Source organism: Fluviispira sanaruensis, assembly GCF_004295685.1.
Taxonomy (GTDB): domain Bacteria; phylum Bdellovibrionota_B; class Oligoflexia; order Silvanigrellales; family Silvanigrellaceae; genus Silvanigrella; species Silvanigrella sanaruensis.
The window spans coordinates 1,367,915-1,390,510 of the sequence record NZ_AP019368.1; the positions used below are offsets into that span (position 1 = coordinate 1,367,915).

Here is a 22,596-nt window from a genome sequence, read left to right on the forward strand (position 1 = left end):
CGATTCCTTAATTGCAATCTTCTATGCTAAAATGAATAAGATTCATCCATAAAATTTGGAATAGGAGAAGAATGAATGCAAGAAAATGAACATATCACTCCCATCATCCAGAGAAATAAAGAAGAACTCGCAACTGGTTATCCAAAGTGGTTCCGGTTTTTAGAAACAATTGGTTTGATAATTTTTTTTATACTTGTAGGAATAATTGCTTTTAGAATTATTAAAGTAACGGCAGATCTATGGTACTTTATTATACCTTCTTTAATTCTTGCCTGGATATTTAGTGATTTTATTGGGGGGCTTGTACACTGGGCAGGGGACACATGGGGTTCAGTCGATATGCCAATACTTGGCCCAGCTCTTATTCGCCCATTTCGTGAACACCATGTTGATCCTTACGCGATCACGCGCCATGATTTTATAGAAACCAATGCGGCATGTGCTCTAGGTGGAGTGCCCATTCTGTTAAGTTGTTTGTTGTTAAAAATAGAAAAAGATTTCCCCCTTTCTTCCTTTATTGCTTTTTTTGTTTTTTTTCTTACTCTCTTTGTATTATTTACCAATCAAATTCATAAGTGGGCTCACTCTAAAAAGAGAAATAAATTTTTAATTTTATTACAAAATGTGCGGGTGATTTTAAATCCTGAACATCACCAAATTCATCATACGCCTCCCTTTAATAAATATTATTGCATAACAACGGGATGGTTAAATTATTTTCTGAATTCGATTGGATTTTTTCCAAAATTAGAAAAATTAATTATGAAATATACAAAAGCTCTCCCACGTAGAGACGACATTGGCATTGAAGCAGCAAAAAAAGAATTAAAATAATTTAATCTTGTGAATCGTGTATTTTAACCTTATAGATTTTAAAGGGTGGTGTTTTTTTGATTCGTTCTGGAGCTTGTTAAGAAAAATGGATATATATCAAAAAGTTCAAAGACAAATTCGCGATAAAATTTATACCTGTGTCAGTGAAGGTGTAGAACGTTTCCCTCAACCACTTGCTATTTATAATAGCGATTTACTCGATCAGGAAAAAAGATATCTTATTCTTACAGATTTTTTCGAAAATGATGAGCATTTAGAAGAAGGTCGATTAAGCGATAACGATCTAAACAAAGGTATTATAATAAATCTATTAGGCAAATTGGGTATCTATGAGAATTCTTATTTTGTCCCTCCGCTTATTCTAAAAGATCAGCAAACAGCGCTCTCAAATAAATTCTCAAACAATATCAATCCTAATCTACTTAGAAAAATAATTGAGATAAGCCCGTATGCCATACTCTGTTTTGGTCACCGGTCATTGCTTGTTTTATCAGCAATATTTAAGGATTCCATTGCTCTATCGCTCAATGAAAATTTACAATTGGAACCTATCAAGCTCAGTGAAGGGAAAAGCTCACAGCTTTTCTATCTGTCAAGTATTAAAGATCTCTCGTCTTTTCCAATTTGGCGCAAGCAGGTGTGGCAGGTGCTGTTGCCATTAAGCTGTTTGGCAGAAAAATAACCTTCCTACCGTTAATTTAAGAGATTGATGTGCGAAAATGCACTTCCATGTTGACCTATTAGCCTCTCTTTAGTAATTGATCCAAGCTAATAGCCTTTGCTGATTGCTCGTATTTGGGCTTAGCAATTTTTAATGCAAAATCCTCTTTTGGGATTATTTTGTAAGTGGGAACAAAAAATGACATTTTCCTCAACTATCGAAGAAGTAAATAGCACCCGTCGTAAATTTAAAATTTCAGTGCCTGCATCCTCTATTAAAGATGCGTTTCAAGCAGTTGCAACTGAAATTCAGAAAACAGCAGAAATTCGTGGTTTCCGTAAAGGAAAAGCTCCTGCAACTCTCATCCGGAAGTTTTATATGGGTGATATTGTTAAGAAAGCTGCGGATCGTGTTATAAATGATGCATATACAAATGTTTCAAAGACTGTCGATTTTCAAATTGTAAGTCATCCTCATATTGAACCTGAAAATCAATTTGAAGAAAATAAGGATTTTGAATTCTCTGCGACAGTGGATATCAATCCTAAAATTGAAATCAAAGATTATCAAAATATCGTAGTCAAGATGAACAAAAATCTTGATATCGATTTAGAAGCTGAAGTTGAAAAACTTTTAAATAATTATGCACGTGCTTTAGGAAAAACAGAAAAAGATGAATCCGGACGTACAATAGCCAAAGGAGATGTGGCAAATGTCAGCTACACAGTGTCTCTTGATGGCACCTTACTAGAAGGTAAAGAAGCAAAAAATCAATTGATTGAACTTAATGGCTCTAATATTGTTGCAATTGAAGAAGCGATTGTAGGAATGAAAGCGTCTGAAACTAAAGAATTTCCAGTTGAACTCCCTGAAAACTTTGCAGATGCAGAGCTAAAAGGAAAAGCAGTTCAATTCAATCTGACTTTAAACAGTGTTGAAACTCTTGTCCCATCTGCTTTTGATGAAGAATTCGCAAAACGTCTTGGTTATCCTGGAATGGATGAAGTTCGTAAAAATTTAAGAGAAACTATTAAAAGAAGCAATGAAGAAGCACGTTCAAATGTAGCTTTTGAGCAAGTTGTTGAGCAAGTTCTCAGCACCAATGAATTTGAAGTTGCTGAAAGTCTTATTGAAAGTACTGTAGATCGCGCGATTGCCGATGCAAATTCGCGTGTTGCAAAAGAAAATCATGTTAAATCAGACAACGAAGAAGTTCGTGCTAAATATCGTGAATGGGCTAATAAACAGGTACGTGGAATTCTTGCGCTTGGCCACATTGCTCGTCAAGAAGGAATTTCGGTAACGGATGACGAAATGCTACGCGATATGGCATCATATGCAATGGCAAATCGCATGGATCCTCAGCAACTTGTTAAACGCGCAGGCGCACAAGTCTATGATGAATTCCGTGGGCAAGTTATGATCCGTAAAGTGATCGCTAAAATTCTTGAAATAGCTAAAGTGGAATATTCAACAGAAAATGCTGAGACAAAATAATTTATAGGTGACTCGGAATAAACCTCCCTATTGAGACGTTTGTATAAATGAGCAGAGTTTGCTCCTTGAAAATAGTCTCTTTATGGAGGTTTTTATTATGAAACTTGTATCTACACTTATTGCTACTGTTTTTGCTTTGTCTTCAGTTTCCGCTTTTGCGCAAACAAGTGAACCTTCTGCGGCTCCAGCTCCAGCAGCAGAAGCTGCTAAGCCAGCAGCTGCTCCAGCTGCAACTGCACAGGCTGCTGCTCCAGCACAAGCTGAACAAGCTCCTGCAGCTGAAAAGAAAGAAGAACACAAGAAAAAGGCTGAACACAAAAAGAAAAGTCATAAGAGCAAGGCTAGCAAAAAGAGTAAGAAAGAAAAAGAAGCTGCAGCAGCACCTGCTTCCAGCGAAGCAGCACCAGCCCCTGCATCAAACTAATTTACGGCAGCTGAATTTTTTAAAAAAGCATCCCCAAATGGGGGTGCTTTTTTTGTTTATGAGTTTAAGAAAAAATAAACACATCCTCAATTCCTGGTTTGTGATGAGTAATGCAAACGAATAGATTGAGATTGGAATTATATAACTAATTGATATATAAGTAAATTTTATTAAAAATAATGCTTTTATAAGCCATTATAATATGGTATAATTACTTTTCTTCGAGCTTTCGCTGCTTTTTAAGCTCAAAAATCATAGTTCTTAAAAATTTAGAGGTTTTTTGCATGGCTTTTATAAAAAGCTTATTTGTTTTATTATTTTGTCTATATCAAACACAATCTTTGGCAAATGAAGTGATAATTACAAAGAAAAATATAGCTGCAATCAATAAACAAAGAGTTTTTATAAAAAGTAAAAAAATTAAAAAGAAAATTTGGCAACCCATAACGTTACCTAGTCCATATTATACGCCTGAATTTTATAATCCGAATGAACTGAAAAATATTTTTGTTACTTATAAAAAAATTAGTGATAAGGTTGAACGCCCACTTGAGTATAAATCTTTTGATACAAGTAAATCTACAGAATTAAATTTTATAACACATGTAGATTCAAATATTAATCTAACTGATTTTAAAATAAGCTTAGAACTCGAAGCTAAATTTTTATAATTTTAAAAAGTTTGCTGTAATATTTCTGATTTTTTAATAAAAATAAAATCCAAATATTTAATATTTTCTCTTACAAATGATGCACAAAGATGTCCAGAATCTTTATAAAAAGGTTTATTTTGAAAGAGAGTAAGGCAGACAGAGTTTTCATTACATAAATAATCAAGAGGATCTATGACTTGTGCTCCACCCTTTAATGCTGCTTGTTTTAATTTCTTTAAAAATCCATTCTCAGAATCCAAAAATTCGTTTTTATTCATATCTTTAATAATTGGGCTAAAATTGTTATTAAATAATGAACGTGAAATCATATGAGTAGGTGAAAACTCGTTTCCAATTGGGATATTAAGGACAACGTAAACAGATTTTTTAAGTTCGACAAGTCTTTTAATGCTGTCCTCAAACTCTTTCAGCATTTTATCCTTTGCTAATTCAGACTTATTTAAATATTCTTTAAAATCATTTTTTTCATAATAAGCTTTACTATCTTTACTTAAATATCCTAGCCAAAGTCCACTTATAACGACCGTTGGGATTTGCGGATCTTCTGCAAAATTATAGACATCTTGAAGATATTCTTGACAACCGGTCTTGCCTAGAATTTTTACATTTTTTATTGGCATACAACCACTGCCTGTAAAAAGTATAGTATTTTTTTTCAGGTTTGGATGATCGTATAAGATTTTTTCTATTCTTGGCGCATACTGTTCCATATTGCTATCACCCATGAACAGAATTTTATCTTTGTCATTTGAACTTTCATAGTAATACGAATTATTATATTTAAGTTTATATAAGTTTTTAGTAGGAAAATCCCAGTCCTCAACTGCAGCATTGAACGTCTCTAGGTTGAATTGACTTGAGTAGGGTTTTAGCAAGCGTTTATATCCACTTATGCCAATGATTAATAGAGAAATTGCTATAGGAACTAAAGAATAAATTGCTGTCTTTTTATTAATTCTTTTAATAGATTTTTCAAGTAAATGATAGGTTATAATAGAAAGAATGATGGTCATAATAAAAATAATAACTAGACTTGCATTGGATGGATTGTCTTTTGCTAATAGTTTATTATATATAAGCAAAGGCCAGTGCCATAGATAAATCGGATAACTGATTAATCCTATATATACTAACAATTTATTTGCTAAAATTTTCTGATTGAGAAATGCTTTTGGACCTGAGTCAATTATAAGATATGTCGCTGCAACAGGAAGTAAAGCCCAAAATCCAGGGAAAAATCGAGTGCTATCAATAAAGCAAAGAGAGAGAGTAATTAAGAAAAATCCAGAGATTGATTTTAAATTATTAAGAATGGGATTGCTTTTTATCTCTTTATATAATGTAATATAACCTAAAAAACAGCCAGCTATTATTTCCCATAGTCTAGAAAAAGTCATAAGATATGCTTCGGACATTTTTTCAAAAATATAAAGTGAAAAAATATTTATTAAAAAAGAAATAAAAAACATAGATACTATTATTTTTAAAAAATTTTTATTGTATTTCCAGCATAAGATGGCCAAAAAAGGCCAAAGTAAATAAAATTGCTCTTCGACACCAAGCGACCAAAGGTTTTGTAAAGGTTTAAATCCAGAATTAAAATAATCAACATTTTCTCGCCATTGCAGTTCATTAGAGATAAAGCCTATCCCTCCTGCGATATGTTTCCCGAGATATTTGAATTCACGTTCGAATAAAAGCAGCCATCCTAAAATAAGCACAGTGCATAATACAAATATGAGAGCAGGGAATATGCGTATGATTCTTCTGGTATAGAACTCAGAAATTTTGAAGGACTGATTGTCCAAATTTTTATATATAATTGTGGAGATTAAAAAACCCGAAATGACAAAAAATATATCGACCCCGATGAATCCACCAGGGTTTAATACCGGAAAAAAATGGAATAAGACAACTGATAGCACTGCTATTGCGCGTAACCCATCAATATCAGGACGATACTCTAAATTTTTATTAATGTTCAAAACACATGCCTTCATCTCAATAGTAATCCCATTATTATTGAATTTTTTTAACAAGATTATTTGGATATATCAAGTTTAAGCCCCGATAATCTCTGTCATTTCATCGGGGCTTAAAATTTAGGAAGGAATTTTCTGGTAAATATTTATTTGAATTTTTTTAGATAAGCTTCATCGCTAAAGATACTTTCTCGCCTTCACAATCTAATTCTGTTGTAAATTCTAATTGCCCATCTATTTCTTCGACAATTTTAGAAAGAGTTTCGTCTTCAATATATTCCTTGTTTGAATTTATTGCTTGGGCAAGTGCGTTACTCGTTTTTAATTGTAAGTATATTTTATCTTCTACATTAAAATCAGCAGATTTTCTTGCTTTCTGAATAAGACTGACAAGTTCACGGGCAATGCCTTCGAAACGTAATTCTTCCGTCATTGTGGGATCAAGTGCGGCAACGAGCTCGGCATCGGTCGCAACTAAGTTACTTCCACTTGGTCGCAACTCAACTAAAACATGTTCAGGTTTTAAAGTGAAATCTTTAATTTGAATTGTTTCTTTACGCAGAGCTTTCGTTGCATTATCTTGCGAAATGTCGTTTAGTAATAATTGTAAATCTTTAATTTTATCGCCCAAGGATTTGCCAAGAACTTTAAAGTTTGGTTTCACAATGATTTTTGCAAGCTCAGAGGGATCGTAAGTGATAGAAACATCTTTTACGTTTAATTCTTCGCAAATGACACTTTTCATTTTTAAAATCTGTTCGCCATATTCTTTTGAGAGAACACCTACGGTTAACTTTTTAAGAGGTTGACGATTTTTTAATTTATGCGAAACGCGAATCGTTCTTCCGAGTTCAACAGTGCGACGAGCAATGGCAACTTCTTTTAAAAGCACCTGCTCTTCTGCGTTGAGTTCACAGTATTTAGGTAAGAGCGAAAGGTGAACGCTGCCAACATTTTTGAGTTCATCTGTTAAAGCGAGTTTGCCAAAAAAGTACTCAGCTGCAAACGGCGCAAATGGAGCTAGGATCTGTGTTGCTTGGAGGAGAACTTCATAAAGTGTTGAATATGCTTCTTTATTGCTGCTCCAAAAGCGTCTGCGACTTCTGCGGATATACCAGTTATTTAGGTCATCAAAGAACTCAATTAAAGTAGGAGCAACTTTAGCTATTTGATATGAATTCATTGCTTCGTCTATATTTTTTACGAGCTCATTTAAGCGCAATAAAATCCATTTATCCAGTGAATTTGTACTTTTAACGGAATCTTTTGTGGGATCCCAATTGTCAATGGAAGCATAGGTTGCAAAAAAGGAATAGGCATTCCATAAAGGTAACAACACTCGACGGGTGCTTTCTTTCACACCATCTACACTAAAGCGAACTTCTTCAGCTACTGTTGCTGGTGAAGAAAGCAAAAAGAGTCTTACGGAGTCAGCTCCGAATTCGTCAAGTGTTGCCATGGGGTCGGGATAATTTTTGAGGCTCTTGCTCATTTTACGGCCATCTTCAGCAAGAATAAGCCCGTTTACAACCACGTTCTTAAATGCAGGTTTTTCAAAAAGCAAGCCTGAAAGTAGAGTTAATGTGTAAAACCAACCACGCGTTTGATCTAGACCTTCGCAGATAAAATCTGCTGGGAAAAGATCTTTAAATTCTTCGGATCTTTCGAATGGATAGTGGTGCTGTGCATAAGGCATAGAGCCTGATTCAAACCAACAATCGAGTACGAAAGGCACACGAGTAAGATACGTTCCTAGGTGTTTTTTAGATGGAATAACAATGTCATCGATAAATTCCATATGAATATCTGTAATGGTTTTATCTGTGTATTGTTGAAGCTCTGCTACAGAGCCAATGCACATTTCTTCACCTGTTTCTGTGTTTTTCCAAATTGGAATTGGATTTCCCCAGTAGCGTGAGCGACCTATATTCCAATCTCTTGCATTTTCAAGCCATTTGCCAAAGCGACCTGTTTTAATATGATCTGGCATCCAATTGATCTGACTATTCATTTTTAGAAGAAGTTCTTTGTTCTCTTCAATTTTTACAAACCAAGAAGGCACCGCTCTGTACATGAGTGGCAGGCCTGAACGATAACAGTGTGGATAACTATGGACAAAGGTTTCATGTTTAAAGACAAAACCACGCTTTTTCAGATCGACAATAATAGGCTTGTCAGCAGCTTTAAAATCGAGGCCAACTAGTTCTGCTGGGTTTCCTTCTTTAAATTTTCCATTGGTATCTAGGTGATCTAAAACGGGAAGACCGTAGTGTTTGGCTGCATTAAAGTCATCTTCTCCAAAAGCGGGAGCTGTGTGCACGGCTCCTGTTCCTGTGTCATGCAAAACATAGTTTGTCGCATAAACTTTAAATGCATTTTCACCTGCACTCTCGACCCAAGATGAGAAAAAAGGTTCATAACTTGTATTTTCGAGTTCTTTGCCTAAAAACTCACGGACTATTTTATAGTTGTCTTCATTCGGCCAGTAAGCAGAAACTCTGTTCTTTAAAATATAAAAAGATTCATTGGATGCGTTGTCGTGTACTTCTGCATAAATACCTTTTCCATCTATCGCAATGGCAAGGTTAGCGGGCAGAGTCCATGGCGTGGTTGTCCAAACAAGAAGGCTTTTGCCTGCATGTTTGCCTTTGAGTTTTGCTTTTATAGTTAAGGAAGGATCCTGTACATCTCTATAGTCAAGGCTTGCTTCAAAATTCGATAAAGTTGTGCCGAGTGCGACTGAATAACTTACGACGAATTTGCTTTCGTAAATAAAGCCTTTATCATAAAGAGTTTTAAGAGCATGCCAAACGCTTTCCATAAAAGGTGTGTCCATGGTGCGATATTCATTTTCCATATCAACCCAGCGGCCTAGGCGGCGAATATAGTTGCGCCATTCCTTTGTGTAGCGATCAACCGATGCGCGGCAGGCTTGATTGAATTTGGCAATACCAAAATTTTCAATATCGAGTTTACCATTTAAGCCAAGTTCTTTTTGCACTAAAAGTTCTACAGGTACGCCATGGCAATCCCAGCCAAATCGTCTTTCGACTCGATTGCCTTGCATGGTAAAGTAGCGGGGAAAGGCATCTTTTATGGAGCTTGGGACAAAGTGGCCAAAATGGGGGAGGCCAGTTGCAAATGGGGGGCCATCATAAAAATTGTATTTCTTATTTTCGGGACGTTCCAAGATGCTTCTTTGAAAGATATTTTCATTATCCCACTTTTTAAGCATTTCTTTTTCGAGTGCAGGGAAATCTATCCCCTTGGCTGGTTTTTCGACTTGCATTGAAACTCCCTATGAAAACGGTCACTTTTGTATATCTTTCAAAGACATATGACGTAACTTATACTTGATAAATATCTATATTGCACATATATTTATAAAAAATTTTTACAAATATATATTCCTCTAAGTAATAGAGTGAAACCGGATTGACCAGTAATGCGAAGGGTATAACAAATTTATAATATATCCGTATAGTTTTTTAGAAGAATTCGTTAAAAAGAAAAGCGAATGTATTTATAGTCCGATATCTGTCGGTATTTTTTGATGAGCTTAGCATAAAGGGTGTCTATTTGAATAAGAAATTTATCTTTGAGTTAACATGGGTTTTGTGTTTTATGGCTTTCTTCGTTCTCTTAAAAACCTCTGTTTTAGGGTTCTACCGAATTCCATCTGACTCCATGCACCCTACCTTACTCACTGGGGATCGTATTCTTACAAATAAACTCTCCTATGGTTTACAAATTCCGTTAATGAGCACAGTGCTTTTTTCTTGGGGAGAGCCCAAACGGGGAGATGTGGTGGTGTTTTATCTGCCAGAACGTAAAAATACTCTTGTAAAACGGGTGGTTGGATTGCCAAATGACGTTATCAGTTTCCAAAAGGGAATTTTATCTGTGAATGGAATATCGGTCAGCACAGCCTTGGCAAAGGAATTTGTTTATAAAGGGAGCAGTTACACAAAAATGATTGAAAAGTCCGAAGAAATTCCATTTCCAGCCCATTCTATTCTCAGTGCGCAAGACAAAGGGACAACTTTTTTTGAAAGCCGCCGTTTTATCGTCCCGCCAGATAAGCTTTTTGTACTTGGTGACAATCGCGATCACTCCTTTGATAGCAGAAGCTTTGGCTATGTGGACAAGACATTTGTTTACGGTAAAGTATTCCGTATCTTGTTTTCAACAGCAGAAAATGAGGCTTTTTTTCCTGATTTTCGAGCAGAAAGGTTTTTTAAGGGCATAAAATAAGGGGAGTGAAAACTTTTTTATATTATAATATTATACGGTTAAGCTAAAAACCCTGACTTTTTAAAAAAAACGTTGAAAGATTTTCAATAAGAGCTTTCCTTATGAAAATAAAAAACATATAGTGCGCCTGTGTTTTGAACATTTTATGGAGGTACTTAGTACATATGTCTCGTTACACTGGTCCACGTATGCGTATCGCTCGTCGTCTTGGCACATTACCAGGACTTACAAGCAAAGAAATTAAAAGAAAATCTCGCCCAGGTCAGCACGGTGCTGCTCCACATAAAAAGTCGGAGTTTGCTATTGCTCTTGAGGAAAAACAAAAAATTCGTTTCAATTATGGTCTTTCTGAAAGACAAATGCAACGTTATATCAAAGCGGCTCGTAAGGCTAAAACCCTTACAGGTGAAGCTCTTCTCCGTATGTGCGAAATGCGCCTCGATAGCGTTGTTTTCCGTCTTGGTTTTGCACCATCTATCCCAGCAGCTCGTCAGCTCGTTCGCCATGGCCACGTCCATGTTAACGGCCGTAGAGTGAACATGCCTGGTTACCAATGCAGAGCGGGCGAAGTTATTATTCCAACAAACAAAGAAGCAACTCTTAGCCTTGTTAAGAATAATCTCGTTCACCGCCAAAATGCACAACCACCTGCATTTTTAAGCCTCAGCGCAGATAAGCTTCAGGCATCTGTCGTGAGTGTTTGCTCCCGTGAAGAAGTACTTCTTCAAGTAAATGAACGCCTTGTAGTCGAATACTACGCTCAACGCGGTTAATACTTGCTATATAATTAAGATCTCCTTGTTTTCTTACGAAACACCTTCGTAGATGTTCTTTGTTAAATCTTTTACGAGATAAACAAGAAAAAAAAACAGGAGGTTTTTTTTTGTCTGAAGTTATTCTTTCTAAAAAATTCCAAGGGCGCAATTATATATTTGAAGAGCTCATCTTGAGCAAAATCCCCCAAGAAGCCTATGTGCAAATGCAAGGGATAGGCACACGTTTTAAACTCCACTATTTAACAGTGGAAGACTGTGTGCACAGGGACCAGCGAACAAAGGTTGAATCCTTCGGCGAATATCATTTTATCGTTTGGTATTATTTCCATCCTTCACTCGAAAAACCAATTGAACTCCATATCGTGCTGGGTAAAGACTTTTTACTTCTGATAGCTAATGAAACACCGCATGTGGTGGCCATAGATTGGAAAATGCTTTGCTTTCCAAAAGGACAGAGCATTTTTTTAAATGATGCGATCTGCCAGATGTTCGACGTATTGGTTGAGCATTCAGAAATGTATGTAGGAGCACTTGAATATGGCATGCATATGCTAGAAAAAAGAATCGTTGCTCGACATATAAATCCAACAAAAATGCTGAGAATGAAATATCTGGTCAATGAGCTTGAGCAGACAGTGGGAGCGATTAATTCCATTTTTCATCAATTGGAAAAAATTGAATTCAATTTAGATCAAAAATTTAGAATGAGAAATATTGTGGATCATCACAATCGTTTGTCGGAAAATGTAATGCATTTACGCTTTCAATCCATGGCATTAATGGATATATATTATGGTTCTTCGGGAGAGCGTTCCAATCAACAAATGCGTAAATTAACAATGCTCTCAGCATATTTATTACCAATGAGTGTCCTAGCAGGAATATTTGGTATGAACTTTGAAGGTATGCCTTTTAAACATGATATTTTTATGTATATTGGCTTTCTATTGATTTTTGGCACACCACTTTCTATTTTTTTATTTTTTGTTTATAAGAAGATTTATCGAAAAAAAATTAAAAATATGCGTAAACTGCATGATGAGAAACATAGTAAACATTATCCGTTTTTAAAAAGACGAATGGATTATTCAAATTACAAAATTATGAATGAAAGTAAAGCAAATACTACCAAGAAGAAAACCTCAACAAATCATCATGACAATTTATAATTAAGAATGTTATACTTACTAAAGATAATTTAAGGAGAATCAACAAACAATGACTTTCATATAAGGTAATTCATTATGGCATCAGAATTTTTTAATAAGCTAAGGAATATACCGATCCCTGAAGGCACACTTTCCATAGAGGTTGAGTACAAAGCAAAGTCTTCATATCCGATTGTTGCAAGTCCATCAGTTGAAGGCACAATTGGTGAAAAAATAATAACACCAACATATTCACAGGAGCAGCATAAAACCTGGAAAATAATGTTAAATAAACAGTCACAACTTGTCCAAGGTAATCTCTGTGAAGAATATATTGAAGGTATGAAATTATTAAATTTTCCAAAAGAGAAAATTCCTTCACTTGCGCAGTCAAGTGAAACACTGCGAAAATGCACTAATTGGCAAATTATCCGAGCCGAAGGACTTGTCTCTCCAAAAAACTTTTTTGCTCTCCTCGCAAATAAAGTATTTCCATGTACGGATTTTATTCGCCATATCGATGAAATTGATTACACGCCAGCACCGGATACTTTTCATGATCAAGCAGGTCACCTAGCGATGATTACGAATCAACGATTTGCAGAGTTTTTTCATTTATTTGGCATTGCAGGCGCGCAGGCAAAAAATGATGCAGAGGTCATGTGGTTTAATCGTATTTATTGGTTCACGGTAGAATTCGGACTTATAAATCCTACAGCTCATGCGGGCAAAAAAAGAGATCATAAACAATGTCGAATTTATGGTGCAGGTATAGCTTCCTCATGCGGTGAGATTATTTATAGTTTGTCCGAAAAGGTTAAGAAACGTCCATTTTCATTGGATGTCATCTGTGAAACTGACTTCGATATACATCATATGCAAGACTTACTTTTTGAAATTGAATCGTTCTATGAACTCGAAAATGAATTTAGAATATGGGCAACTAAAAAAGGCTTTATTTAAAATATGACTTTTTCGAAATTAACTTGTTATTATATTTTTAATTTTTATATTAGCTTTCCTATTTTTGCAGATAAAGGTATTAATATAAGTTATGGTTTGGATGGTCAGGTATCTGCATATTCGGTAATTTTTTATCAACATTTTAAATTAAATATACCTTTAGATAAAATTAATGTCGGTTACCTTATTCGTTTAAGTAACTTTAGTTCTAGAAATAATTTATTTTATACTGATTCAAGTTCATCAGAAAAAAGCGCAGAAAAGTCAATACAAATAATGTCACCAAATGTATATTCATTAAATACAGGTGTAACTGCAAATGTAGATTTGATTTATAATATCAGTTTAGCTTTTAATCTTGATATAATTGGATATTCATTTGGGAGTTCGAAAAATATAGTCAACACACCAGTACAAGCTAAACCTGCTCCTTTGAATTTGTTTCTTTATAATATTAACGATCTTGGAAGTCTCAATTCCGAGTTTTATGTTTATTATTTATTTAATAAATACCTAGTTTTTAGAGCAGGATTGTCACATTATTTTTCTGAATATATAACGGAAACTCCATTAGCAGATAATAGTAAAAGATTTCGCAGAATCTCAAATTTATTTTTTTTCTCATGTGGAATATTTTTTTAAAAAAAAAATAAATATTTGACTTCAAAAAAACTATGAATTAAGATGAGATAAATAAATTTTTAGATTTTCCTTGTTGTTGTGTCCGTTAAACACTTTTTAGAAAGGGTCATGTTATGCTAAAGAAACTTGCCTTAGTCTCTTCGGTTCTATGCACTTTCAGCGCATTTGCATCAGGTTCATCTATACTTGAATTACTATTAAACGGAACAGTCACTCAAACTCCATATTGGAGCATGGATGGCGGCAAAACTGTTGCTAATCAAGCAGTTTATTCATTTAATGGTTATGTGCCAGCTGATGGTATTTTGAATACAAATATTATTGGTGTTGCTTTAGTAAATCCTTTGAGTGCATCAAATACAGTTGAACTAGTACTTCCATCAAATTGTACAATCGGTGGACCAGCAGGAAAAGCAGTAGATGTCAGCGCAACTAAATTCGTTGTAAATGATGTTGAGTATCCCAATAATGCTCAAATCGATATTGCAGAATTTCCAAATACTGGATCATATGGTGCAACTAGCATCAGAATATATGGAATTGATCAAAGCGTTGAAGGTGCATTGGCATGCCCAGCAAATGGTAGCTTGACCTATCAATATTAATATTTTTATGTTAATGATGACATGATTTATTTTTATAAAAAAGTTTTTGGAAAGAATCATGTCAAAACTTAAATACATTTTAATATTATTTTATATGAAATCATCTTTTGCAGATCCAGCAAAAGATGATTTTCCTCGTTGGGTTGTGAATGGTATTGATAATTTAAATGCAATTGTATTTAATACAAACCAATTTCTATCTTATGACGGAGCGTTGAGTTTTAATAGCTATTATGTCAATGTAAAAAATATTAAAAATATGGATTTAAAAATTTCATATAAAAAAATGAGTGGATGCGGATTTAGCAGTGGTGAAGATATTCCTGATTCTAATATTTTTTTACTTGTAAATGGAAAAGAATTTCGTGAGTATCAATATATTAGCTTAGCAGATTTTAACCTTGGAGACGATGGAGCTGAAATATCCATACGAATTAAGGGACTTAATATTAATCATTATGGAACATTTTCATGCAAAATCAATGCTGCTCTTGTTATAAATAATTGAGGTAGATATGGGAAAAATAAAAATTAGAAATCTAATTCATATCATTTTTTATTATAGCGTAATTTTTTTAACTGAATTTTCCTTTGCTCAAGACAATAAACCTAAGGGAGATATATTTGTTGCTCCCATTTCGGCATATTCAGTCAACGCAGAAGAAATGACTCTTACATTAGCAAATACATCTGAAAATGTGAAAAAATTTTTTTATAAAAGCAGATGTATTATAAATAAAGTTGAGTATGAAGATGTTGCCTGCGCAAAATACTTCTCATTTGACCTCACAGAATTCCTAAAAGAAAATATTATTACTCTACCCGCAAATACCCAAAAGAAAATTCCTATTAAACTCTTAGTAAAACCGAAAGACAAAGAAGAATTTTCAGCCTTTTTTACCCCAGAGTTTACCATTGTCTCAGATGTAGATAGACCAAAAAACTCAGTAGGTTTCGAGTTTAAATTTGCTCCAGGTATTCTCTTTTCATGGAACTCAACAAGTGCAAAACTTGATTTACAAGAATTTAAAACAAGAAACTCAAAAGATGGTGTAAGAATTGCTCAATTTACCTTTGATATTTCAAAACTAAAAAGTCCTCAGGTTGTTAATGTAAATGCAAAAATTATTGATAGCAAAACAAATAAATTAATTCGCTTTTTAGATTTGGGTAAAGAAAAGATAATTGACCCAAGAAGAAAAAAATTAGTGCTTAAAGGTGAGATCGATAAAAGTAAGGAAAATGAAAAAAGCCTCTGTTACGAACTTTTATTTCAGGAACTCACAACAAATTCAGCTTATAAAATAAAATCACCTTCTTGTACATGATTATTAGATTTCCCCAAATTTATATTTTTTTGGGTTTCATTCTTTGTATTTCCAGTGTTAGTTATTCTCTAACATACGAAACTATTCAATTAGATATTGAAAATGATACATTTAATGCTTCGTTGAATGATAATAAATGTGAATTTATTCTTGATAATAATATAAATTATGAAGTTTTAAAAAAATCAGAAAATAAGTTCATTATTAAAGCAAATAAAATTAATGAAAAAAGTGCGACAGTTATTTTTGATTGTGAAAAAGATCAATATATTTATCGAGTATTATATCAGCATGGATACTCTCAGTCTTCCTTGTTCTATCAAAGAGAGTTTAAAGGAAAGACATTTTTAAATTATAATTTTAAAATGGATGGACGAAACTCTGCAACCCAGGTGATTCAATATGTAGATGGTTCTGCTCCTAACTTTTATTTTAGATCATCAAGGCTGGAATACGGTAACAGTAACTACTTCAATAATATTCAATTAAATTACTCTGGTGATAAAAGTAACAATAGTTTACAAAATAATTTATACAGCGGAATTTACTTAGGAAATGGCAATGACAATATTGGAAAATTCTTAATTGCACAAACTGCAGTTGGATTTTATGAATATATCTTAACATATCAACAGCAAAATTATTACGAAAACAATTTTTTTAGTAGAAAAATTTCTTTGAATATACCAAATCCAGTTCGCTTGTATTTGACATACGATAGAAAAACAGATGCAAGCGAAAGATATTCTGTACAAAGAGTATTTTCATTTGGAGCTGGTAATTTTCAAAGTTATCATTTTTTTAATTATGAAAAAGAATTTAAAAAGCCAGATCCTCTTAATAACCCTCAACTGTCATTTGTAGAAGATACATATTACTTGAATAATTTCACTACTTATTTTTTTACTTCTTTTATATACCAACAGTTTAACTCAGATATGTATTGCAAAGGAAATAAGTCTTGTGTATTAAAAAATCTTTTAACAACCTTTAATTTTCAAAACTTTACAACACGCTTGCAATTCAAATATAATTTTATCCCAAATGGTTTCGATTTCTATTTGCAAAAATTTTTTTTAGGAGAATCTGATTTCAATTTAGGCTTTTCTAAAACTTTTAGTCCATTAGATTTTTTTCAAAAATCTGATTTTTCAAGAACAAATATGGGTGAGTCTGATTACAAATTTTTCTCAAATTTAAATTTAAGACACCATTATGCAGGTTTTTTTGCAACTTTAAGTCTTCCACTGATTTATTTAAATCAGAATCCAACTGCAAATGCGTCTCTTGAGTACGAAACAAAAAACTGGATCATTTATTCTTCCTGCTTACTCAGACCATTTGATGGAGCGGACTGGCGGCAAGTCAATTGGCAATTGACAGGTGGATTTTCCTATTATCCTGGCCAAGGTTTAAATTATGCATTAGATTATATGAAAACCCATAAAATCAAGGGACATGTCTTTTCAAATCTTAGAATGCCAGAAGAAAATGTGACTGTTCAATTGGTTTTTGCGGGTTCTGTTATTCAAGAATCATCAACAGATGACAAAGGTTATTATGAATTTAATGACGTACCCAAAAAAGGTCATTTCGAAATCAAAATGAAAAAAGGAGTTATAGAAAGCAATGCTGAATTTACTAAAGAAAACCATGAAGTAGAAAAAAAAGCTGAAATCGATCTTCCTTATTACACTGTGGTCAATTTAAGTTTTGTTCTTGTAAAAAATGGGATTGAAACTATTTTATCAAAAATTAATAATTACAATGCGGGTTTTTCAGTTGTATCAGTAGAAGGCGCTAGATATTTTGGCAATAAAATTGTTTTAAAGAGAGAGAAAATAGAAATGCTTATGTTGAATCCAGAAATATTGCCGTTTGGTTACCAAGTACTGAAAATAAGTGAAAATTCTGTGAATACCCTCGAAAAAGAAATGGCAAATATTATTGTTTATTTAAAAAAGGAAGAATAGTCACTTAAAAGTAGAAGGTAATTTTAAATTGAATTCAGAATTCATATCTAACAAAAGGGAATTGAACAAATTAAAAGTTATTGCTTTTATATTTTGGTGTGATATGAATTTTTTGTTGGTATTTTGAGAATCTATATATTTTTATAACAAGTTATCTCAATAATTTATATTTGAGTCATGTTAGGATGCTACATGATAAATACATTTATGTTCATTTTTTGCATTATAGTTTGGGGTTCAAGCTATTTATTTGCAAAAATGCAAAACAGCTATACACCCCCTGAATTCTCTTTAATGCTCAGAATTCTCTTTGCATTTTGCTTTTTTATCCCTTTATTTATGATGAATAGCAAAGGTTTAAAAGTAAAGAAAAGGGATCATATTTATATTTTTCTTTTTGGTTTATGCAATTTTATGCTTGGGTATATTTTTCTCTATTTTGCCACAGTTTTTATGGCGAGTGGATTTGTTATTGTTATATTTTCTTTTAAAAGTATTTTAACACCCCTTTTCATTTCTTTAAAAATGAAACAAAAGATAAATTTAAGTCTCATTCTGGGCTCAATATTTGCTATTTCTGGAATTTTTTTCATATTAATAAACTCAACCTCAGGCGAAAGTCTCTCCTATAAAGGTCTTCTATTTGCTATTGCAGGAACGCTCATCACTGCATTTGGGGATCTTTTTTCGCACCTGAATAACGAAAAAAAGATATCTCCAATCGATGCAAACTTTTTTGGTTTGCTCTATATTATTCCAGTATTGCTTTTAATTAATATAAATAACATAGATTATATATATCAATTAAAGGATGTTCATTATTTGCTAAGTATTCTTTATTTAGGTTTAGTTGCTTCTGGTGTCGCCTGGCTTTTTTATTTGTACTTGGTAAAAAATATAGGGGCTAATTACTCAAGCTATATGGTTACTTTATTTCCTATAGTGGGTTGCTTATCATCTATTATATTCGAAAATATGCCATTTAATTTTAATTTAATTATAGGAATTGCTCTGAATTTTATAGGGCTATTTATTGTCATATTTTTTATGCGAAAGAAAGTTGAGCCTGAAAATAAACAGGAAATATTAGAACAAACTTGATATATTTTGGGCGAATTTTAAGTATTAAGTCTTTTGTGAACTTAAGAGAATGTGTTTCGCAACGAGCTTAATTTTTAGCCCAAGCTGCGAGGGCAGTATTGAGCATAAGCATAGCAATTGTCATAGGCCCGACTCCACCAGGAACTGGGGATAAAGCCTGAGCAACTTCAGTGACATTTGTATGCACGTCTCCACAAAGTTTTCCATTTTCTTTTCTATGGATACCAACATCTACGACAACTGCATTTTTCTTTATATAGCTTTTATCAATAAATTCAGGTTTACCAATTGCCGCAATAAGAATATCTGCATTTTGGCAAATTTCCTTGAGTTGTTTTGTTTTTGAATGGGCGATTGTTACGGTTGCATCGGTGCTGAGTAAAAGTAACGACATGGGTTTGCCAACGATGTTACTTCGTCCAACGACAACTGCATTTTTGCCACTTATCTCTACTCCATAAGAGTAGAGCATTGCTAATACACCGAATGGAGTGCACGCTATTGCATGAGTAAACTCACCCGTTGCAAGCGAGCCAATACTTTGTGCAAGAAAACCATCCACATCTTTTTCTGGTAATATTTCATTGAGGATTTTTTCTACATTTACATTTTTAGGCAGGGGGAGTTGTACCAATATACCATCCACATTTTTATCATTATTTAATTTATGTATGATGGATATTATTTTTTCTTCACTTGTGTCTGCAGACGAAAGATAAAAACTCTGAGATTCAAAACCTGCTTCATTAAATATTTTAATTTTATTTTTAACATAAACATGTGAAGCAGGATTATCACCTGTAAGAATAACTGCAAGGCAAGGAATTTTTTTTCCATTTCGCAATGTTTGTGCTTGAGAAATGAACTGTGCACTGAGAGCCTTGCCATTCATTATCTTGCAATTTGTTCCTTCATAAAACGCAGCAGTTTTAGAGAGATCAGGTATAACAAATCCAGTTTTTTGTGCACGCGAAAAAAACTTCATACAGAAACCCTTTATCCAATAATTTCAATTGAACTTTTTGTTAAAAGATAAGGATATTCGCTAAAAAATCCTTTGACCTTTTTCATTATTCTATCGCAATCTTTTTGATCGATAGCTCCTGATAGGACATTACGTTTTAGTTGGTTTTCGTAGCCAAGAAGGATATCTTCATCTCGGTAATTCATAATGCGCAAGATCTCTCCTACATCTTCGCCTTTGACTTCTTCAATTGCTTCAAGTTCTCCATTTTTACTGATACGCACGATCAGTTCGTTGACTGCACCAAAGAGATTGTGATTGTTGCCTAAAGCCTCTTGATAAGCACCAACAAGAAAAAAACCAATATGATAAGGTTCATTGGATTTTGGAATGTGTAATGCAAGGGAGTGTTTTATATCGCGCTTATCAACAAATTTATCGAGACAACCATCACTGTCGCAGGTGAGATCCATGATCACCCCGTGATGTTGAGCTTTTTCATTTAATCTTGTGATCGGCATGACTGGAAAGAGTTGATCGATACCGAGAACATCTGGAATGGATTGGAACATGGAAAAATTGGCCATATATTTACCGAATCGACTTTTTTCCAATTCGTCAAATTCTTCAAGTTGCATACCTGATTGACGATAAAAATGGAGCGCTTTGTTGCAGAGTTCATAATAAAGAACTTCTGTTTTTGCGCGTTCTTCTATTTCAAGATAACCTAAATTAAACAATGTAAATAGCTCATCACGGGATTGAAGTGAATCATGATAATATTCGACAAAGTTTTTACCATTCATCAGTTTAATTGCAGTCATCATATCTGCTAATAATTTGTGATCATTTGGAGAAATTTTCCATTCTTCAATATCACCACCCGTTTTTTCAACTTCACGGACATCGGTTAGAAGCACAGCATGATAAGCAGCAACAGCTCTTCCGCTTTCACTGACAATATGAGGAGCTTTACAGCCTTCTTCCTTACATATATCTTGAATAATATAAATTACGTCATTGGCAAATTCTTGCATTGTGTAGTTATGGCTAACGTAAAAACTTGTTTTACTTCCATCATAATCAACTCCAATGCCGCCACCAATGTTTAAGTAGCGTAAATTAAATCCACTTTTTAAAATTTTAGCATAAACGCGCGCGGCTTCTTTCATTGCATTTTTTACGCGTTTTATTTCGGTAATTTGCGAACCAATATGATAATGAATCATGGCTAATTGATCTTTAAATCCAGCTTCTTCGAGTAGATAAAGCGCTTCCATCATCTCAACGCTATTGAGACCAAACTTGCTACCAACTCCACCAGATTTCTCCCACATGCCAGAGCCTTTGGCATATAGTTTCGCTCTGAGACCAATGTCTACACAATAACCCACTTTTTTAGCGTGATTGATTATAAATTTAAGTTCATCAGTGCCTTCAATCACAAGTACAACATTTTTTCCCATTTTTTTTGCATCGAATGCCAGTTCGATAAAATGGGAGTCTTTGAAACCATTGCAGACAAATAGAGCTTCAGGGTGTAGGTCATAGGCTAGAGCTGCGAAGAGTTCTGGTTTTGTTCCTACTTCTAATCCATAGACATGTTTACGCCCACTTTTTACAAGATCATCAATAAATTCTTTGCGCTGATTCACTTTAAATGGAAAAACTGCTCTGAGATCTCCATCATATTTAAATTCTTCCATAGCACTGCGAAATGCATTTTGAAGTCTTGTAAGTTGTGTGTCGAGAATTTGAGGGAAGCGAACAATGAGAGGAGTTTGAACTTTTTTTTCAGCTGCAATTTCTAGGATTTTTGCCAGCTCTATAGAAGTGGTTTTATTACCAAATGGAAAGACTTCGACTGTTCCTTTATCGGAAATACCAAAGTAACCTGATCCCCAATCATCAATACCATAAAGGTCACGAGACTCTTGAATGACGTTTTTCAACATCGCCACACCCCCATTCAAAAAAGGAGTTAAAAAGAATGTTCGCAAAATCTTTGCGAGCGAAGGAAACCCGCTTTTCACATATAATAGATGTAGCCCATGTCAAGAATTTTCTGGAAAAAAATACGCAGTGTTTCCTTTTTGAAGTTCTATTAAGATAAAATAAGCAAAATCATTTAAAAAAATGGAGACAGCAATATGGCATTTTGGCATAATCATCGTTACGAGAAATTAGAGGAAATATGTACAGGAGATCCTCTTAGGCAGTTGCCGGAGCATAAATTTCCTTGGCTACTCAATAACTCGATTTTTCAGGATCTCGAGGGGGATACTTGGATAGTAGAAGTTTCTTGTACAAAAATTATTCCATATAAAAATTCAAATAAAGTAAAAGTAGACTTTATTTTAGAAGCTCAAGCAAAAGTTGGACAAGAAAATTTAAAAAAAATGGGGATATCAAGCAGCCGTCTTGAATTAATGGGGGTGGTCTCATGGAACAAATTAGAAGAGAGTCTTGTCACTTCAGTAATTTTAGAATTTGAACGAATCGAAATGCAAGCAAAAGAACTTATTGGAAAATTTATTGAACAAGTTAAAAATAAATACACAATAAAATTAAAATCTCAATTGCTTCTCAATAAAATTAAGTACACTCGGATCTCTGGTTTTTCTTCAAGAGAGTGATTCATATCAACTCATTTAATAATTTAACAATTTGATGATCGATATGCTAAAACACGATTTGTTAACTTGCAATGCAAGATTTAAATTTGTATTCTGACCCGTCGCATCTTTGAGCGATTTTTTATTTCTTAAAA

General features: G+C 33.7%; 20 protein-coding genes. 16 read left to right on the forward strand and 4 right to left on the reverse strand.

All coding sequences use genetic code 11. The annotated features are described in order from the left end of the window. The first annotated feature begins 75 nt into the window (after positions 1 to 75). The 5 genes from EZS29_RS05910 (at position 76) to EZS29_RS05930 (ending at position 4,087) form a co-directional block, all read left to right on the forward strand. A complete protein-coding gene (locus tag EZS29_RS05910; protein WP_130607526.1) occupies positions 76 to 834 on the forward strand; it encodes a fatty acid desaturase family protein in 759 nt (252 codons plus the stop codon). Between the two features lie 85 nt (positions 835 to 919). After that, a complete protein-coding gene (locus EZS29_RS05915; RefSeq protein ID WP_130607528.1) occupies positions 920 to 1,516 on the forward strand; it encodes a hypothetical protein in 597 nt (198 codons plus the stop codon). 177 nt (positions 1,517 to 1,693) lie between these two features. Further along, a complete protein-coding gene (tig, locus tag EZS29_RS05920) occupies positions 1,694 to 2,992 on the forward strand; it encodes a trigger factor (RefSeq protein WP_172603801.1) in 1,299 nt (432 codons plus the stop codon). A 97-nt stretch (positions 2,993 to 3,089) separates the two neighbouring features. Then, complete coding sequence (locus EZS29_RS05925; RefSeq protein ID WP_130607532.1) at positions 3,090 to 3,416, forward strand: protein tyrosine phosphatase; 327 nt, start codon at positions 3,090 to 3,092, stop codon at positions 3,414 to 3,416. A 284-nt stretch (positions 3,417 to 3,700) separates the two neighbouring features. Beyond that, complete coding sequence (locus EZS29_RS05930; RefSeq protein WP_130607534.1) at positions 3,701 to 4,087, forward strand: hypothetical protein; 387 nt, start codon at positions 3,701 to 3,703, stop codon at positions 4,085 to 4,087. A gap of 2 nt (positions 4,088 to 4,089) precedes the next feature. Here EZS29_RS05930 and EZS29_RS05935 read toward each other — a convergent pair whose 3' ends face one another. Both EZS29_RS05935 and ileS read right to left on the reverse strand, forming a co-directional pair. Then, complete coding sequence (locus EZS29_RS05935; protein ID WP_172603802.1) at positions 4,090 to 6,075, reverse strand: acyltransferase family protein; 1,986 nt, start codon at positions 6,073 to 6,075, stop codon at positions 4,090 to 4,092. 157 nt (positions 6,076 to 6,232) lie between these two features. Beyond that, on the reverse strand, positions 6,233 to 9,361 hold the full coding sequence (gene ileS / locus EZS29_RS05940) for an isoleucine--tRNA ligase (protein WP_130607538.1): 3,129 nt from the start codon (positions 9,359 to 9,361) through the stop codon (positions 6,233 to 6,235). 326 nt (positions 9,362 to 9,687) lie between these two features. Between ileS and lepB the strand changes: the two genes are divergently transcribed. The 10 genes from lepB to EZS29_RS05990 all read left to right on the forward strand — a co-directional run bounded on the left by lepB (position 9,688) and on the right by EZS29_RS05990 (position 18,862). Further along, positions 9,688 to 10,326, forward strand: a complete 639-nt coding sequence (gene lepB / locus EZS29_RS05945) for a signal peptidase I (RefSeq protein WP_281276330.1) — start codon at positions 9,688 to 9,690, stop codon at positions 10,324 to 10,326. A 164-nt stretch (positions 10,327 to 10,490) separates the two neighbouring features. Further along, entirely contained in the window at positions 10,491 to 11,099 is a 609-nt protein-coding gene (gene rpsD / locus EZS29_RS05950; protein WP_130607542.1) for a 30S ribosomal protein S4, read from the forward strand. A 110-nt stretch (positions 11,100 to 11,209) separates the two neighbouring features. After that, positions 11,210 to 12,271, forward strand: a complete 1,062-nt coding sequence (locus EZS29_RS05955; protein ID WP_130607544.1) for a magnesium transporter CorA family protein — start codon at positions 11,210 to 11,212, stop codon at positions 12,269 to 12,271. 75 nt (positions 12,272 to 12,346) lie between these two features. Beyond that, on the forward strand, positions 12,347 to 13,213 hold the full coding sequence (locus tag EZS29_RS05960) for a phenylalanine 4-monooxygenase (protein ID WP_130607546.1): 867 nt from the start codon (positions 12,347 to 12,349) through the stop codon (positions 13,211 to 13,213). Between the two features lie 3 nt (positions 13,214 to 13,216). Beyond that, positions 13,217 to 13,855, forward strand: coding sequence for a hypothetical protein (locus EZS29_RS05965; RefSeq protein ID WP_130607548.1), 639 nt, complete (start codon positions 13,217 to 13,219; stop codon positions 13,853 to 13,855). A 113-nt stretch (positions 13,856 to 13,968) separates the two neighbouring features. Further along, positions 13,969 to 14,460: a hypothetical protein gene (locus EZS29_RS05970; RefSeq protein WP_130607550.1), complete on the forward strand. Its 492-nt coding sequence runs from the start codon at positions 13,969 to 13,971 to the stop codon at positions 14,458 to 14,460. A gap of 58 nt (positions 14,461 to 14,518) precedes the next feature. Further along, the gene (locus EZS29_RS05975) at positions 14,519 to 14,968 is read left to right on the forward strand and encodes a hypothetical protein (RefSeq protein WP_130607552.1); all 450 of its coding nucleotides are present in this window, start codon (positions 14,519 to 14,521) and stop codon (positions 14,966 to 14,968) included. A gap of 7 nt (positions 14,969 to 14,975) precedes the next feature. After that, the gene (locus tag EZS29_RS05980) at positions 14,976 to 15,788 is read left to right on the forward strand and encodes a hypothetical protein (protein WP_130607554.1); all 813 of its coding nucleotides are present in this window, start codon (positions 14,976 to 14,978) and stop codon (positions 15,786 to 15,788) included. 29 nt (positions 15,789 to 15,817) lie between these two features. Continuing rightward, the gene (locus EZS29_RS05985) at positions 15,818 to 17,761 is read left to right on the forward strand and encodes a hypothetical protein (RefSeq protein ID WP_130607556.1); all 1,944 of its coding nucleotides are present in this window, start codon (positions 15,818 to 15,820) and stop codon (positions 17,759 to 17,761) included. 192 nt (positions 17,762 to 17,953) lie between these two features. Continuing rightward, a complete protein-coding gene (locus tag EZS29_RS05990; protein ID WP_172603803.1) occupies positions 17,954 to 18,862 on the forward strand; it encodes a DMT family transporter in 909 nt (302 codons plus the stop codon). 67 nt (positions 18,863 to 18,929) lie between these two features. Here EZS29_RS05990 and EZS29_RS05995 read toward each other — a convergent pair whose 3' ends face one another. Then, entirely contained in the window at positions 18,930 to 19,847 is a 918-nt protein-coding gene (locus EZS29_RS05995) for a bifunctional 5,10-methylenetetrahydrofolate dehydrogenase/5,10-methenyltetrahydrofolate cyclohydrolase (RefSeq protein WP_216678725.1), read from the reverse strand. 11 nt (positions 19,848 to 19,858) lie between these two features. After that, positions 19,859 to 21,781, reverse strand: a complete 1,923-nt coding sequence (gene speA, locus EZS29_RS06000; protein WP_130607560.1) for a biosynthetic arginine decarboxylase — start codon at positions 21,779 to 21,781, stop codon at positions 19,859 to 19,861. 195 nt (positions 21,782 to 21,976) lie between these two features. Between speA and EZS29_RS06005 the strand changes: the two genes are divergently transcribed. After that, complete coding sequence (locus tag EZS29_RS06005) at positions 21,977 to 22,462, forward strand: hypothetical protein (protein ID WP_130607562.1); 486 nt, start codon at positions 21,977 to 21,979, stop codon at positions 22,460 to 22,462. Positions 22,463 to 22,596: the final 134 nt, after the last annotated feature.